This window comes from Streptomyces bikiniensis (genome assembly GCF_000716625.1).
Lineage (GTDB): Bacteria > Actinomycetota > Actinomycetes > Streptomycetales > Streptomycetaceae > Streptomyces > Streptomyces bikiniensis.
Genome location: NZ_JNXJ01000073.1, coordinates 1 through 16,035, shown reverse-complemented (window position 1 = coordinate 16,035; position 16,035 = coordinate 1). Strand labels below are relative to the sequence as shown.

11 protein-coding genes and 1 pseudogene are annotated in these 16,035 nt (G+C 71.5%); 5 read left to right on the top strand and 7 right to left on the bottom strand.

Features of this window, described 5'->3' with window-relative positions; all coding sequences use genetic code 11:
* Positions 1-333: pseudogene (locus tag OO47_RS31950) on the bottom strand (ATP-binding protein); the annotation flags it as partial.
* Between the two features lie 735 nt (positions 334-1,068).
* Entirely contained in the window at positions 1,069-1,416 is a 348-nt protein-coding gene (locus tag OO47_RS31940) for an STAS domain-containing protein (RefSeq protein WP_030223033.1), read from the bottom strand.
* 825 nt (positions 1,417-2,241) lie between these two features.
* On the opposite strand from OO47_RS31940, the gene OO47_RS31935 reads away from it, so the two are divergent.
* A complete protein-coding gene (locus OO47_RS31935; RefSeq protein WP_030223032.1) occupies positions 2,242-2,610 on the top strand; it encodes an STAS domain-containing protein in 369 nt (122 codons plus the stop codon).
* 170 nt (positions 2,611-2,780) lie between these two features.
* Here OO47_RS31935 and OO47_RS35770 read toward each other — a convergent pair whose 3' ends face one another.
* Entirely contained in the window at positions 2,781-3,149 is a 369-nt protein-coding gene (locus tag OO47_RS35770) for a hypothetical protein (protein WP_234323372.1), read from the bottom strand.
* Between the two features lie 1,748 nt (positions 3,150-4,897).
* On the opposite strand from OO47_RS35770, the gene OO47_RS38545 reads away from it, so the two are divergent.
* Positions 4,898-6,439: an FAD-dependent oxidoreductase gene (locus OO47_RS38545; protein WP_030223026.1), complete on the top strand. Its 1,542-nt coding sequence runs from the start codon at positions 4,898-4,900 to the stop codon at positions 6,437-6,439.
* A gap of 354 nt (positions 6,440-6,793) precedes the next feature.
* On the opposite strand, the gene OO47_RS31920 is transcribed toward OO47_RS38545, so the two are convergent.
* Together OO47_RS31920 and OO47_RS37095 are read right to left on the bottom strand one after the other, a co-directional pair.
* Positions 6,794-7,009, bottom strand: coding sequence for a hypothetical protein (locus OO47_RS31920; protein ID WP_158708739.1), 216 nt, complete (start codon positions 7,007-7,009; stop codon positions 6,794-6,796).
* A gap of 34 nt (positions 7,010-7,043) precedes the next feature.
* Positions 7,044-7,496 carry a hypothetical protein gene (locus OO47_RS37095; protein WP_030223020.1) on the bottom strand — a complete coding sequence of 151 codons (453 nt, stop codon included), beginning with the start codon at positions 7,494-7,496 and terminating at the stop codon, positions 7,044-7,046.
* 378 nt (positions 7,497-7,874) lie between these two features.
* Here OO47_RS37095 and OO47_RS31910 point away from each other — a divergent pair, with 378 nt between their 5' ends.
* From OO47_RS31910 to OO47_RS31895, 3 genes are all read left to right on the top strand, one after another.
* A complete protein-coding gene (locus tag OO47_RS31910) occupies positions 7,875-8,162 on the top strand; it encodes a hypothetical protein (RefSeq protein WP_030223016.1) in 288 nt (95 codons plus the stop codon).
* 331 nt (positions 8,163-8,493) lie between these two features.
* A complete protein-coding gene (locus tag OO47_RS31905; protein ID WP_078490110.1) occupies positions 8,494-10,545 on the top strand; it encodes an ABC transporter ATP-binding protein in 2,052 nt (683 codons plus the stop codon).
* A 1,164-nt stretch (positions 10,546-11,709) separates the two neighbouring features.
* Positions 11,710-12,981 carry a cytochrome P450 family protein gene (locus OO47_RS31895; protein WP_051716413.1) on the top strand — a complete coding sequence of 424 codons (1,272 nt, stop codon included), beginning with the start codon at positions 11,710-11,712 and terminating at the stop codon, positions 12,979-12,981.
* Positions 12,982-13,187: 206 nt separating this feature from the next.
* Here the strand turns inward: OO47_RS31895 and OO47_RS31890 are convergent, their stop codons facing one another.
* Both OO47_RS31890 and OO47_RS31880 read right to left on the bottom strand, forming a co-directional pair.
* The gene (locus tag OO47_RS31890) at positions 13,188-13,949 is read right to left on the bottom strand and encodes an ATP-binding protein (protein ID WP_234323371.1); all 762 of its coding nucleotides are present in this window, start codon (positions 13,947-13,949) and stop codon (positions 13,188-13,190) included.
* Positions 13,950-14,704: 755 nt separating this feature from the next.
* Entirely contained in the window at positions 14,705-15,586 is an 882-nt protein-coding gene (locus OO47_RS31880; RefSeq protein ID WP_030223003.1) for an alpha/beta fold hydrolase, read from the bottom strand.
* Between the last annotated feature and the right edge of the window lie 449 nt (positions 15,587-16,035).

The following is a 16,035-nucleotide window of genomic DNA, read 5'->3' as shown; positions in this document are numbered from 1 at the left end:
ATCCGCGCCGCGCACCACCGGAACGGCCGGGTCGCTGTCCCACACCACGACGTCCACACCGTCGGCGCCGACGCGCAACTGCATCAGGACGGGCCCCAGAGCGTACTTGTGGGCGTTGGTGACCAGTTCGCTGACGACCAGCTCGATCGACTCCCGCACCCGCTGCGACACCTGCAGGCCGTACTCGGTGCGCATCCGGTCCACAAAAGCCACGGCGTGACGCCTGGCGACCCCGATACGGCCGCCACCGCCCTCCAACGTGTAATCGGCGCGCACCAGATGCCCTTCCGAAAAGGGCTGGGCACCACTGTCATAACCGGCATCGAGTTCCACTGGACCCGTCCTCCTTCACGTTCACGCAACGCGACTACCCGGCCCGCTGGCCCCTACTCGGTTTGCCCGCCTCGGACGACTCCGCCGCGATGCACCGCACAGGATTCCGCGTCCTGATGCGGACAGCTCGTCACGTCAGGCCGCCGTGGTAGGGCCGGTGGGGTGGTTGCCGGTCATGGCGCGGGGGCACGGGTATCTGCCGGACCGCACCGCCGGATCACAGGGGATGCTGCATCCGATGGTGCGCCCCCCGACGAAGCACGGGCGCCGGGTGGAGGTGTGGCCGTCGCATCCGGGCAGGAGCCATGAGCACCATGAGATCGACGGTATGTACGTGGTGCCGTCCCGGGCCGGGATCGACCTCGCCCTCCAGGACCGCCATGCGGACGTACTGGTCTCACACTCCGAGAACATGCCCTCGGCCGCCGGGATCGCGCAGGGCCGATCCGTCCCGATGACGGTGAACGGCAAACGGTCCGCACAAATGCCGTGCGGACCGTTTGACCACCCGACATCCTGCTGGGGGGAGGCCGACAGGACCTTTCCGGTCCGGGCGAACCCATGCGCTCACCCCCCGTACGCCCCCTTCCGTCGCCCACACCCCGTCTTCCGGAGATGAGGGAACGGTCAGTTCCGCGAGGGGGCGGCAGCGGGCGGGGCGCCCATCGGTACGTCCGGCGCCGGTGGACGCGGTTCTACGACGCCCTGGTAGAGGAAGCCGCGTTCCGAGGCCGCTCAGGGCATACGGGTCACCAGGCCGGCGGGGGTGTCGGGTATCAGCCGCGTCACGTCGTAGGCCGTGGGGAACAGGTCGGCGGCCAGCAGCAAGAGCTGCAGAGGCTGGTCCTGCAGCCCTGTCGCCGTCGTCCTGCGCTGCGGGCCGTCCTGCGGGGCCGGGCCGAACAGCAGGTGCAGGCCCGCGACGTCGGTGAAGGACAGGTGTTCCAGGTCCCACAGCAGGTCGGTGACGCGGAGCGGTAACCGGTCCACGGCGGCGCGCAGCGGGGGCAGGGTGTCGTAGTCGATTTCACCCCGCGGGGTGATGCGGGCAGTGGTACCGGTGATCGTGATGGTGATGTTCATGCAGGGCGCGCCCCCTTCCGGGGGTTGGTGAGCCCATGGACGAAACACCCCTGACCGGAAGGGGAGGGGTGAACGACGATGGCGGGATCCGGGTGCCCGGAGTGGGGGCAACTCCCACATCCCAAAGGCCGCCGCCCACGGCGCCGGCCGGTCTCGTGTCCCTTCAGAGTCCCACACCCACCCCCGCACACGAAACAGTGAACGGACCGGACGGTTGCCGCAGGGCAAGGTTTCGGCTCGGCGCGACGTGTCTCGCGCAGGACCGGGTCGCCCCGGGCCGGTGGGCAGGAGGCGGCCGCCGGCTCGACGACGGGGACGATGCCGCCATCGGGACGGGCGTCGGGACGAGCGCCGGGACGGGTGAGAGACGAGACGGCCGCTTCGGAAAAGTCCCGGAGGCTGTTGTCGCGTTTCGCTTCCAGGTCGGGGTGGAAGCATCGGCCGGGGTGGGGCGGGCGGTGATGCGCTTGCCGACCGGCCCCTGCTCGATGAACGGTTCCTCGAACACCGCCTTGATGATCTCCAGACCGTGCCGGCCGACCCGCCCCGGATCTGCGGTGCGGGTCGCCGGAACGGCCGGGTCGCTGTTCCGCGCGACGATGTCCACGCGGACGGCGCCGAGGCGCAACTCCATCAGGGCCGGTCCGGGGGCGTATCCGTGGGCGTTGGTGGCCGGCTCGCCGACGACCGGCTCGGCCGGCTGGTCCCTGCGCCGCGCTCCCGGCCGGTCCCATCGGCCCGGGTATTTGCCGATGGGGCCGATGGGGCAGAATCGTCCGCGCCCTCCCCGTGCTTCGGGGGATTCCAGACGTAGTCGAGGAGACGATGAGCAGCAACGACAAAGCGGAGGGGACCGTCCGGCTGTCGGTCGCGCACCGCGCGGTCGGCGATGTCCGTGTCGTGGCCCTGCAGGGCGAGATCGACCACACCACCAGGGACGTCCTCGAGGAAGCCCTGCTGGGCCAGGGCGGCATCGCGGCACCGCCACGGATCGTGGCGGACCTTCAGGGTGTGACCTTCATGGACTCCAGCGGTCTCAACGTCTTCATCTCCGCCCACCGGGACGTGAGCGAAGCAGGGGGCTGGCTGCGGATCGCGGCTGCCCAGACGGCCGTCCAGCGTGTCCTGAGTCTGGTCGGCGTCGACACCGTCGTCGCCTGCCATCCCAGCGTCGAGCAGGCCCTGGAGGACTGACCTGCAGCGCGCCACGAGGAGCGGGGCGGTTGTCCGGAGGTCTCCGGGCAACCGCCCGTGCCGGTCCGGTTCGCCGCCCGCCACCGGAGGGGCCGACGTGGGTCAGCACGGTCTTCGCGCGGGTGGCGTCACGCGAGTTGCCGCCGTTCCTCCCTGCCGGATCGTGCTTGTCACAGCCGGGACGGTCGGTGATCCCGTCCTCCAGGGCGGTCCCTCGGCCCTGTCCGGGGAGAGCAGCTCGTCGACAGCCGGTCGTCCACCGTCCTCGTCGACTGAGGCTCCACCGTCTCGCCGGTCTCGCCGACCGCAACGCGCTTGCCCGTCGTCCTGCCGACCGGCGAGGCGAGTTCGCCGGAGGCGGCCGCTTCGGCAAGGCCCGCCGGGGTGCAGTACCAGTGGCTCTGCCGGGCGCGGTGAGTCCGGCCCACCAGGGCCGGGGATTCGGCGAGCAGGTTGCGCGGCGCGCGGCGGACAGGGTCGGTGCCCTGCTGGTGCGGCAGCAGCAGCGCCTTGAGCTGACGGGGTGTGGCCGGACGCACTCAACCGGCAGGGGCGGAGCGTCCGGGGCGGTGAGGCCGACCCGGGGCCGGTGGTCGGCACTGGAGGTCGCTTCCGGTGAGCGCCGACGGGCGCGGGCCGGGACGCGGTGGGATGGGCCCGGCGGGCGGCGTGAGGCCGGTAGTCCGCCAGGAGCCCGCGAGTGCTCTTCGGCTCGGTGATGTCCAGGTGGTACGTCGCGACGGCCGCGTTCACGATCTCGCCGTCCGGACCCGGCTCGCGGCGGCGGCCGCGCTGGACCAGGGCGAGGACGCGCCGGGCCCCGGCAAGCGGGTGGCGGCGGTGGAGAAGCCCGTTGCTGCTCATCATGAACACCATCGCGCTGCCGTCGAGGGCCGCCAGGGCGACGTCCAGGGTCTCGGCGACACGGGCGCGGATCGCTGCGGCCGCGGCCCGGGCCCGCTCCGACAGCGTGTCGACGAGATCGGCGGCCTCCCCGGGAACTCCTTCGCGCTCGCCCGCCAGCCGGCGCGCAACTGCGCGAGCGTTCGTGCCCTCGGCTTCGGCGGGCGCGTCATGCGGACGGCGATCCGGCTCAGCTTCGTGCGGGCCTCCTCGGAGACGACGGGCCCGAACTCGAGGTTGCCGTCCTCGTCGACGGCGGTGACGTATTCGTGCTCCGGCCGCTGGCGGCACGGGTGGATCTCCCGACCGCAGAGGGAGGAGGCCGCGACCACGTTCTCCAGCAGGGTCGTGGAGTGCACCGCGCCCCACTTCCCGTCCGGCCGCGGCCCCCGCAGGGACACCGGGACGTGGTCGTGGAGCAGTGGGGTTCCGGCCCTGGCCGAACGACTGGCGCAGCTCGTCCTCGGTGACGATCGCCCCGGGGCGCAGGCCGGGGTCGGCCCTGTCGCGTCCCCTCCACCGGCCCGACGGAACGCCCACCTGTACCCGGGCTGTTCCGAGGGGGTGCGGACGGGGCGGAGGCAGCCGCCGACGACGTCCTGCCGCAGGGAGCAGCGGTACATCTGACCACGTCTGATCAGACCGACATTCATCGGGACCACCCCGCCACACCGCGCCGACCAGCAAGAGAAGGCCACTCCGGTACGCGTCCCTCCCGGCGGGAAGAGGGGCCCGACCCTCTCGTCCGCGTCCCGCCGAGCGGGACACAGCTCGGGACCGACCCGGAGCGTCATCGCTCTACGGCGCCACCCCCGACGTGTCGGCCGACGCCTGCAAGCACCACGTAGCGGACTCTTCCCGCTTCGCCCTGAATTCCTGCCTCACGCTGAATTCCCGCTTCGTCCCGAACGCTCGACCAGCCCCGGTCCCCACCGGGGCCTCGTCCGGCTGACCCGGAGGAACCACCGTACCCACGTTCGAGACCGGGGAACCGGGGGCTCGCCCCGGCTCGGAAAGTCAGGGGCAAGGGCGTGTCGTGCCTGGTATGGCGGGCGCCAAAGAGGGATACCACTGGGTGGAACGGGTACCGGAGAGCTTCCGGCTGCTGTCGAGGCGGAGCCGGAAGGGGGCCGAGAACACCGAGGATCGTGCGGAGGGCACCCCCTTGGAGCGAACGGCATGGGAGCCGTACACCGGGGTCGTCGGGATCGCCTCCGTCCGTGATCCGGTCGCGACGCCGTTGTCCGGCACAGCGACCGAGCAGACATCGGCGCCCGCAGATCCAGGGGGGCGTCCGGTCCACAGGCCGACCTCGTCCATCGACCACGCCCCGTCTGCCGCGTGCAGCGGCGCCCGAAGACACCTACGACAGGAGAACGCCGACATGACACGATTGCCCGGTACTTACGAGTCGTACTGGATGGAGACCGCAGAAGGCCCCCGGCACCCCGGCCTGACCGATGATCTGGAGGTCGACGTCGCGGTGGTCGGCGCCGGCGTCGCCGGCATCTGCACGGCGTGGGAACTGGCACGGACCGGCCGGAGCGTCGCCCTGCTGGAAGCCGACCGCGTCGCAGCCGGCGTCACCGGGTACACCACGGCGAAGCTCTCCGCCCAGCACGGACTCGTCTACGCACAGCTGCGCAAGTCATTCGGTGCGGAAGGCGCTCGGCAGTACGCGCGATCGCAGCAGGAGGCCGTCGAGTACGTCGAGCGCGTCGCGGCGGAGCTGGGAATCGACTGCGACCTCGAGCGCCTGCCGGGATACGCGTACGCCGAGTCGACGGAAGCGGTCGACCAGCTCAGGGCCGAGGCGGACGCGGCGCGCGAAGCCGGACTGGCGGCGTCGTTCGTGACGGACACCGGCCTGCCGTACCCCGTGGCGGGCGCCGTCCGGATGGAGGGACAGGCGCAGTTCCATCCACGCAAGTACCTCCTGGCGCTCGTCGCCGACCTCGTCGGCCGGGGAGGGAAGGTGTACGAACGCACCCGGGTCGTCTCCCTGGACGAGGGCGAGCCGTGCCGGCTCACCACCGAAGCCGGAGCGGAGATCGTCGCCCGTGACGTCGTGGTGGCCACGCACTACCCGGTGTTCGACCGCGCGCTGCTGTTCTCCCGGCTCGAACCCCACCGTGAGCTCGTCGTCGCGGCGACCGTTCCCGCCGACCGCGACCCGGGAGGCATGTACATCACGCAGGAGCAGAACACCCGGTCGGTGCGCACCGCTCCCCACGGCGAGAACCAGCGGCTGCTCATCGTCACCGGGGAGAAGTTCAAGCCCGGTGACGGCGAGGTGAGTGAGCGTTACGAGCGGCTCGCCGCCTGGACCGAAGAGCGTTTCCCGTCCGCGCGGATCACCCACCGGTGGGCGGCGCAGGACAACACGACCACCGACCGGGTGCCGTACGTCGGACGCTTCCACCCCGGCGCTCGGCACGTGTACGTGGCGACCGGATTCGGCGGCTGGGGCATGAGCAACGGCGTCATGTCGGGCCGGCTCCTGACCGCGTGCATCACGGGCGAGGAGCTGCCCTGGACCTCCCTGTACGACCCGCGGCGCCTGCACCCCCGGGAGACGCCCTCCCTCCTCAAGATTCAGGGGTCCGCCCTCAAGCACTTCGTCGGTGACCGGCTGCGCGCCTCCCATGTGGACAGCGTCGACGACATCGCGCCCGGCTCGGGGGCGGTCGTGCGGGTCGGCGGCCGGCGCTGCGCGGTCTATCGCGACGAGAGCGGCACGGCTCACGCCGTGTCCGCGCGCTGTACCCACCTGGGGTGTCTCGTCCACTTCAACGACGCCGAACGGGCCTGGGAGTGCCCTTGCCACGGATCCCGGTTCGACACCGATGGCTCCGTGATCCAAGGCCCTGCCGTCCGTCCTCTGGACCCCCGGCCGCTGCCCGGCGAGACCGGTGTCCCGGACTGACAGCCACGGGCTGCGACAGGGAACGACACCTCGGCCGACGATCGATCAGGGTGCCTCCGGTCGTGAAAGTCCTCGAAGCCCCGGAAGCATGCACCTCACCCGGCGGTCGGTCCGCCTCCACGAGGTGGACATCCTCCTGGGCGCAGTCGTCACCCACCAGGGACCCGGCTGAACCTTCTCGGTACGCAGTCTCGGGTGGGGCGGATCACCGGAGTCATCCGTCATGTCCCGTGCAGCAGTCGGGGAGAGGGACCGGACGTGCACCGGAGAAGGAGACGGACCGCCGAGGGCGAAACCCGCGTGGATGCGCTTCTGTGGTGCCGGTGGGAACGCCGGCACCACAGAGAAGCCAGGTCAGTCCGTGTTCGTCGGCGTACGGCCGCGCCGGTGAATCCGGGCCGAGACCAGCCCGAGCACCATACTGGGAACGATCACGAGCAGCCCGCTGACCGACTGGTCGTCGCCGTCGACCACGGCGGCCAGCAGCAGGCTGAGTAGAACGACACTTGCCGCGCTCACCGCCACGAGGAGCGCCAGTCCAGCCCACCAGTCCTTTGAGCTGTGTTCCATGTCCACCATGATGACCCAGGTGGCGTCCCGTGGATCAGACGATCGCTTGATCCGCGGGACACCGCCCAGGGCGTGTCCGACGATTCCCGCCGGGTCCGGCCCGTCGGTCGCGCGTGTACGCCGAGAAGGAGCGCACTCCCGAGCCCCGGCGCACGGCGACGACCAGGTCCTCGTACACGCGCACGCCCGCCAGTTCGCCCTTGTGCCGGTCCACGTCGACGCCGGTGTCGATGCTCTCCTTCTCCTCACCGGTGGCGGCATCGAGTACCACCGGTCCGTCGAGGCCGTCCTGCCGGGAGCCGCGGTCGGCGAGGACGGTCACCCGGCCGCCGGTCACGTCGAGGGCGCGCAAGTCGCCCGCGACGGCCACGTTCTCCAGCCGGACCTGGCTGCCGCTCGCGAGGTCGAAGACGACCACCCGGTCCCGGTACGACTCGCGCTCTCCGATCTCGGCGCCGGCGTGGAGCCGTCCGTCCGCGACGGTCACGAGGGCCGGCGCATGCGCCTGGATGGTTCCGCATCCGCCCCTCGATCCCCACCGGCCGCCTCGGCACCACGCTCCCTGCCTGGATCGACGCTGTCGACACCAGTCAGCTGCCCGGGCTCACCGGCTTCGCGCTCCAAGACGCCCCTCAAGACCTGCGCGAGAACCGAGAAGCATGAGCATCGGCCGCGGGCGGGCATGTGGGCGGGGGCCGGCCGTGGCAGGATGACCTCATGTTGATCCGAAAGGGCGATGCCGCGTAGGCGCCCCAAGGCCGTCCGTGCAGAGCAGTGGCGGCCACGATGGCAGTATCCGGTCCTGAGGGTCCCCGGCGTCTCCGCGCGGACCCGTGCAGCGATCCGCCGGGTCGAAGACCAGGAGATGCGGCCCAACGCGGTCGCGATTGCGCTCTCCCGCTTCGAGCGGGCCTTCGGGCAGCCCGGTCGCTACCTGAACGCCTCCGAGGTCTGTTCGCCCGGGCTGGAGGTGGAAGACGCTCGTGACGACCTGGAGCGGGCGATGCTGCACCTTCCTCCCGGAGCCCGAAGAGACCTGGGACGGCTGATCACGCGCATCGACGCGGAATTCGAGCGCCGTACCTTGCCGGAACCCCACTCCGTCGAGTTGGCGGTGTTCGGCTGGTGGTGGACCAGAACGCGTGAACGCTGACGGGTCTCGGGCTCGTGCCCCCTGCATCGAACGCAGTCGTCACCCCCGCAACGGTCCCCCAAGATCTGTGCCGGAACCGTACGGCGACAACACCGCCTCCGCTCAGACGCACGCCCTCACGACGGCCCTCGCCGACGGCGCCCGAGTATCGGCGTTTCGGCCAACCCGCCTTCGACTGAAGGCTCTTGCGCGGCAAGGGTCGGTGCATCACACATCTTCGCCGACCCGCTCAACGCCGGTACGCGCAGACCGTCCGAAAGACATGTGTTCGAAATCGGGGCGGCGCCGTTGAGCATGCCGACGCGCCCGTCACCTTCACGAAAGGAAGCACATGACGTCAGTCGAACCGGACGGCGACAAAACCCACAGCCCGCCGAAGGCCGCGGCCACGGACGACATCTCGGACGCCGAGCGGGAGCTGTACGGCGGCCGGCTGCGCTACGACCAGTCCTACGTCCAGCACGAAGGACCTTTGACCCGGCTGGGCTTCGGGCACATGGCAGCGGCGCTGCCCCGCATGGCGGGCATGGTGCTGCGCACCGGCTGGCAGACGGACCGGCGAGCACTTGCCGGGGTCGTGGCGGCGCAGCTCGGGCAGGGCGCGACGGCCGGCTGGGGGCTGGTGGCGGTCAACAGCGTCCTCACCCGGCTCTTCGCCGAGGGTCCGACCGCGGACAAGCTGCGCGAAGCTCTTCCGTCGCTGGCGGTGCTCGCCGTCATGGCGGTGGCGACCGCGGTGCTGTCGGCGTGGTCGACGGCGATGTCGGGCCGGCTGGAGCCGCAGGTGGAACGAGCGGTCTCCGCCCGGTACTACACGGCCGTCACCCATGTCGAGGTCGAGGCGACCGAGCGGCCCGAGGTCCAACGGATCCTGGAAGCGGGGAGGTTCGGCACGGACTCGGCCCGCAACATGCTCCGGCTGTCGGTCGGCGTGGGCAACGTGGTGATCGGCATGGTGGCGGCGGCGGTCGTGCTCGCGGCGCTGCACTGGACGCTCCTGCCGATGCTGCTGGCGATCGCCCTGCCCAAGGGGTGGGGAGCGGTCCGCTCCGCGCGCCGCGAGTACCTCTCCCGTCTGAACTGGGTCGACCACCGTCGGGCGATCGCGTCCCTGCTGGCCTACCTGACCCGCCCGCACGCCGCCGGGGAGATCCGCGTCCATGCCGCCGGCGAGAAGTTGCTGTCCAGCTATGAGGAGATGTCGCGGCAGACGGAGGCCGAACAACGGCGCCTGGCCCGGGCCCAGGCCTCCACGGACCTGATCGCCGGTGGCTTCGCCGGGCTCGCGTCGCTGGCCTGCTACGGGGTGCTGTGGTGGCTGCTCGCCTCCGGTGGTCTGCCGCTCGCCGTCGGCGGCACGGCGGTGATCGCCATCCGTACCTCCACGGCACGCCTCACCTCGCTGGTGCAGCAGGTCAACCGCTTGTACGAGGAGTTGCTGTTCCTCACCGACACCGAGGACGCCATCGAGGTGGCGGGTGAGAACGCCATTCCGTCCTCCGGTACGCCGCTGCCCGCGCCGGCGCTGGAGGTCCGGACGGAGGAGGTGTCGTTCACCTACCCGGGGGCCGACAGCCCCTCCCTGGACGGTGTGAGCGTGCGGGTGCCCCGGGGGAAGGTCACGGCCCTGGTGGGTGCGAACGGTTCGGGAAAGACCACGCTCACGAAGGTGCTGGCCGGGTTGCTGATGCCGTCCGAAGGAGCTGTGTGGTGGGTGGGTGAGTCGGACCGACGGGTCGAGCTCCGCGAGGCGGATCGCGCCCAGGTCTTCGGTGCCGTGGGACTACTGGCGCAGGACTTCCCGCGTTGGGAGATGACGGCCGCCGCGAACGTGGCCATCGGCATCGGCGATCGTCCCCGGGACATGGGCCGCGTCCGCACGGCGGCCGAGGGCGCGGGTGTGCTCGATCTGATCGAGGGCCTGCCGCACGGCTGGGACTCCATCGTGTTCAAGGGTTACGAGCGCGGTGTTCAGCTCTCGGGCGGCCAGTGGCAGAGGCTGGGGTCCGCTCGAACCCGGTACCGGCAGGCGCCGTTCCTGCTGGTCGACGAACCCACCAGTGCCCTCGACCCCCACGCCGAGATCGCTGCGTTCCAAGGCTTGTGGTCCCTGGCCGAGGAGGGGCACGCGGTCGTGCTCGTCACCCATCGGCTCGCCGCGACCATGAAGGCCGACCACATCTACGTCCTCGACCGGGGACATGTCGTCGAGGACGGCACCCACGAGGACCTGATGGCCCGCGCCGACGGTCTGTACCGGGGCATGTTCGCCGCCCAGGCCGCCCAGTACGGGCACACGCCCATGGCCGACGCGGTCCCCGGCCCCCGCGGCACCCGACCGTCCGGCCACCGGGCGGCGGCTGACCCACCGGCCGCTCCGTAAACACCACCACCCCGCGTCGAAGGCGAGAGGACACCCGTGTCACCCGGCTCTTCCACGATCCGCAAGACCGTCGGCGCCCGCCTCGTCCGCCACCCCGACGAGCGCGACGCCCTGACCGGGCTGCTCGCCGTGATGCCGTACGAGGTGCCGAAAAGGGAACCGGTCGCCCTGACGCCCTGCGCCGTGGAGGAGGCCACCGGTGTCGGCGTGGTGGTCGGGCGCCTCGAGACCGAGGGCGTGCTGAGCGGTCCCCGGCTGCGCGAGGCGCTGCTGTCGGTGCCGCGGGAGGTGCTGCTTCCCCACGCATGCGTACGGGTGAGCGGTCCGGGCGTCGAGCCGATCGAGTGGCGTCTGCTCGACGGCACGCATCCGGAGGACCGGGAGGAGTGGCTCGACCCGGTCCACGGTGATGGGTCGGTGCTGCCGCAGCGGACGGGGAACGGCTCGACACGCCCGTACGCGGGCCGGCGAGCGGCGGGGGGACGACGTCGAAGTCGGCCTTTGGTCAGGCCGCCCTCGAAGCGCTCCAGACGCTTCGGCCGGCGGCCGGAGAGAGCCGCCTGGAGTTCGGTCCGGGCCCGGGGGTCTCCCTCGCGCCGGCCGCTGTCACCGGTCCCCGTCTCTCCGCCGGCGTCGAGCGGGACGGGCGCATGGCCGTCCCGCCGGACCCGTCCACGCGTTTCGCCGCCTCACACGCCGATGGGCCGCCCTTGCCGGTACGGAGAACCTCGGCCGTCGATCCGTCGTGCACGCCGACATCGCGGTCGGCAAGGAAGGCCCGGAAGGCAGGGCCGAGTTGTCCCCGGAGCGCCTCACGGCCGTCTTCCCCACCCCTCTCGAAGCCACCGACGGACCGGGCTGATCGAACCGGCGCTCCACGACGGCAGCCGCACCTTCGGCGTACGTGTGCCGGCCAGGACGACCGGGACCGTTCCGGCCCCTGTCCCGCCACGTCTCGACGGGCCGGAAGAACGGGAGCACGGTGAGCCGCCCTCTGCCCTCCTTGAGGCCGGCCCGCCATCATCCACCCGCCGAACATCCCGGCTTGACGCAAAGCCCTTGCTCTCCGAACGAGTTGACCTGACACCTGGTCCCTTCCACCCTGTTCCCGCCCAGCTTCCGGTCGTCCTCTCCACCGCCGACACAATCCGAAGGAGCCCACTCATGACGCACCTGCCCAGCATCCCGATCGTTCTTGATCCCGCCGGCGCGGACCGTCACGCCGAGAACGTCCTGCTGCGCTCCCACGGCGCGGCGGTCCCCGTCGACGTCCTGGGAGTGCAGGCCTGGTCCGTCACCGATCCCGACGTGCTGAAGAAGCTGCTGAACAGCCCGGACGTGTCCAAGGACGCCCGTGCGCACTGGCCACGGTTCGCCGAGGTCGTACGGACCTGGCCACTGGCCTTGTGGGTGGCGGTGGAGAACATGTTCACCGCCTACGGCGCCCATCACCGCCGACTGCGGCGGATGATCTCCCCCGCGTTCACCGCGCGCCGTGTCGCGGGCCTGTCCGAGGTCATCGACGCCCTCGTCACCACGCTCCTCGACGACCTCGACGCCCTCCCGGCCGACGAGAGCGTCGACCTGCGTGAGCGCTTCGCCCATCCCCTGCCGATCGCCGTCATCGGCCACCTCATGGGCATTCCAGGCCGTCAGCAGACCGCCTTCCGCAAGGTCGTCGACGGGGTGTTCGACACCACTCTCACCACCGAACAGGCCAACGCCAATACCGCCGCGCTGTACACCGTCCTCGACCGACTCATCGCCGACAAGCGACGTGAACCCGGCGACGACATGACCTCGCTGCTCATCGCCACCCGGGACGAGGACGGCAGCACCCTGTCCGACGCCGAGCTGCGCGACACCCTCCTGCTGGTCGTCAGCGCCGGCTACCAGACCACCGTCGACACCATCGACCAGGGAATCGTGCTGCTGGCCACCCATCGCGACCAGCTCGCCCACATCCGAGCCGGACGCGCCACCTGGACCGACGCCGTCGAGGAGACGCTGCGCCTCGAACCGGCCGTCGCGCACCTGCCCCTGCGCTACGCCGTCAACGACATCACCCTGCCCGACGGCCAGGTCATCGCCAAGGGTGAGGCGATCCTCGCCTCCTACGCCGCCGCCAACCGTCACCCCCGCTGGCACGGTGAGAGTGCCGATGCCTTCGACGTCACCCGCCTCTCCAAGGAACATCTCGCCTTCGGTCACGGTGTCCACTACTGCCTCGGCGCGCCCCTCGCCCGCATGGAGGGCGCCGCTGCGTTGCGCGGCCTGTTCGGCCGTTTCCCCGACCTCGAGCTGGTCGTCCCCGCGGAGGAGCTGGAACCGGTGGGCTCACTGATCAGCAACGGCCACAAGGCCCTGCACGTCCGCCTCCGGTCGGCGCGATCATCGGGATCGTCGTCGGATGTCCCCTCGGTCCGTTCCTCCTGATCGGCGTCCTGGGGGCCGCTCTCGGCGGCGGGGAGTCCGGCAAGGACGCGTTCGCCCCGATTACGTGACGTACACCGACGGCATGTTCGGCGACGGCGTACGCGGCAACATGTCCTGGCGCACGGCATCGGGGACGGACGTCCTCGGCACGGGCATGGAGAGCTCCTCGCAGCGGTCCGTGTGCGAGGGGCTCCGCGTCGGACGTGTCAGGCGAAGGAGAAGCGCGCGGCTGCCTCGGAGGGCGTGATCGCCTCGCGGCGTCCGGGGACATCGTGGACGGCGGTCGCGCCCTCGGAGCGGAGCTGATCGGCACCGGCCTCCCGGGTCATGACGGCGGCGTAGGCACGGACATCCGCGGCGGTGAGGTCGGTGCGGCCTCGCTCGGTGTGCTGCTGGAGGAGATCGATGACGTCCGGGTCGAACCGCAGCATGGTCACCGAGGCGTCGAAGAGTCCGGCGATGGCGATGAGCCGTGCGCGCGCCTGTGGCGTGACGTTCGTCGACTCGGCGACCGCGCTGTGCCCGGCGGCGAGTCTTACGGCGATCCTGCGGTCACGTTCCTCGAAGATCAGCGCGTCCGCCGCACCGGATTCCGCTTCGGCGGGCGAGGTGCCGAAGAACTCCGCGCGGATCTCGTCGGTGGACACCACGGCTTCCGCGTCGATCTGCCGGCGCACGATCAGGGCCCGGACGAAGCTGGTCTTGCCCGAGGCCGGCGGTCCGACGAGGACGACGAGTCCTGCCGGCACCCGGATGGCCGGTGGCGGGGTGCGGCCGCCGGACCGCTTCGACAACCCGGTGGTCGGGGCGGCGCCGTCATCGCCCTCCCCCGGCAGCCGGCCGTGGACGTCCGTCAGGAGACCGCCCCTCGAGCCGCCGACGAGCCCGGTGCGGACCCGGTCCGGCCGCGGGTTCGGGTCGCCGTGGCCATGGACCCGGTCGTGCGGTAGCTGTTCGTCACCGTCCATGCCGACCAGCTTTTCAGCCGCCGCCGACAGCCGGAAGGCGCCGGGCGCGGCGCTCCTGCGCGCCGGAAGGACGAGGTCGCCGGCCCGTCCGGTGAAGCGGTCGGCAGGGGCGGGCAGCGGAGCGGTGGAAGCGATGTTCCGTGATCGCTCCGAAGGTGGTGACTGCGACGCCTTCCGGTGTCCGGACGGACTTCGGGAGCCGGCCGGTCGTTGTGTACGGGTCTCCCCTGTCTGCGGCTCCTGGAGCCGGTGTTGTGTCGGCCGGGGACGGGTGGGCCCCGCCTCGGGGCAGCACGAGGTGGGCACGACAGGGGCGGCGATGAGTCGCGGGAACGTGGACAAGGGCCGTCCGGCTCTCGGGCTGGTCTTCCCGCCTTTCGGCCCGGGGCTCGGGTACGTGCTGGTGACGGTGGTCTGGCGGCTCGGTCGCTTCCTCCGGACCACGGGCGGGCCACGACTCGCCGAGGGCGGCCCGACGGCGTGGACCGTCCTCGGCACGGTCCTCTTCTTCGTCGCGGTGGTGGTCCTCATTCACCGGGACGCGGGTCGGGACGGTCCGAACCCCCGGCCCGGCCGGGCGGTCCACCGGGGGGGACTGGTACGGGCAGCCCGATCGGATCGAGTACCCGCCGAAGCCGGAGGACGGTTACCGGCGCCCTCCTTCGTGACCCGCCCGTTCCTGCGTCCGGGTCCCGGATCTGCTCCTGGCCTGCGGGAAGACGGTGACGCCGCGCGCCGAGGCGGGAACCGCTCGGTCAGCGGTCGGCTTGCGAGGGGGCGTCCAGGACCTGGCGCAGTCGGTGGGCGAACTCGTCCGGTTTTCCCGGGTAGCCGAACTCGCCGTCGCAGAAGCCGGCGTGGTGGCTCGGGAAGACGGTCAGCGGCTGTCCGAGGAGTTCGGCGGTCGCGGCGGAGGTGCGTCCCGTCTGCAGGTTCTCGGACTCCTCGCCCGCGGCGATCACGACGCGGGTCGGCGCGGCGGTGATCGCGTCGGTGTCCGGGCGGTAGCTGCTGACCGCCCACGAGCGGTCGGACAGGAGCGGGTCGTCGCGTGAGCCGTCGTCCTGCGCAGGCAGACCGAACGAGGCGGGATCGGGCTGCGGTCGGGCGAAGTACGCGTCGGTGAACTCTCCCTCCCACGAGGTCATGGCCACGAACGCGGCCATCCCGGCCCCCCAGCCGCGTTGCTCGTAGGCCTCCCGGACCGCGGCCCGTGCCCGTACGGCCGCCTCCCGGTCCGGGGTGAGGGTGATCAGCGGCGGCTCGTGGGCGACCAGGGTGGTCACGTCCGCGGGGTGCGCCGTCACGAGGGCGAGCGCGGTGATCGCTCCGCCGCTGCTGGCGAACATCTCGACCGGTCCGGCCCCGAGGGCCTCGATGACGGCGTGCACGTCGTCGGCCTGTGTCTGCGGCGTGTGGTCGTCGCGCCCGTCCTTGCGGGTGCTGCGGCCGAGTCCGCGCGGGTCGTAGGTGACGACGGTCCGCTCGGGGAAGCGCGCGGCGAGCGCGGCGAAGCCGGTGGCGTCCATGGGCTGCCCGATCATGAGGAGCGGTGGGCGTCCGTCTGTGGTCGGCAGCGGTCCGCGGACGTCGTAGACGAGGCTCGCGCCGGCTGTTTCGAGTGTGTGGGTTTCCATGTCTGTGCAGACCGGTTCCGTTCCGGAAACTCATCGGTGCGAGCGGTACGAGCGGCGTGGGTGGTGTGGTGGGGGTTGCCGGGCGGTGGGCGGGGGCGGGGCGGTGCCGGCCACGGCGGCGAGGAGCGGTACGAGGAGGGTGTGCTCGCGGTTGTCGGTGACCAGGGTGGTGGCGAGCGCAGTCTTGAAGCCGCAGAGGGTCGCGGCCGGGACGCCGTAGCGCTGGGGGCGGCGGGGAGGCGCGGCGGTGTCGTCCGGGCCCCGGACGGATCCGTCCGGGAGTCCGCCGCGTCGTCCTGAGCCCCGACCTCGTGCTCCCCCACCCTGCTCGCCCCCCGATCTCCCGGCCCCTTACTGATCGTTTCAGAATGAGGTTCGTAGGCGTCGCAAGCAGATGATGCTGCAGGCGAGTTGAAGCAGGCCGAGGTGGAGATCTGCGCGTATCTCGT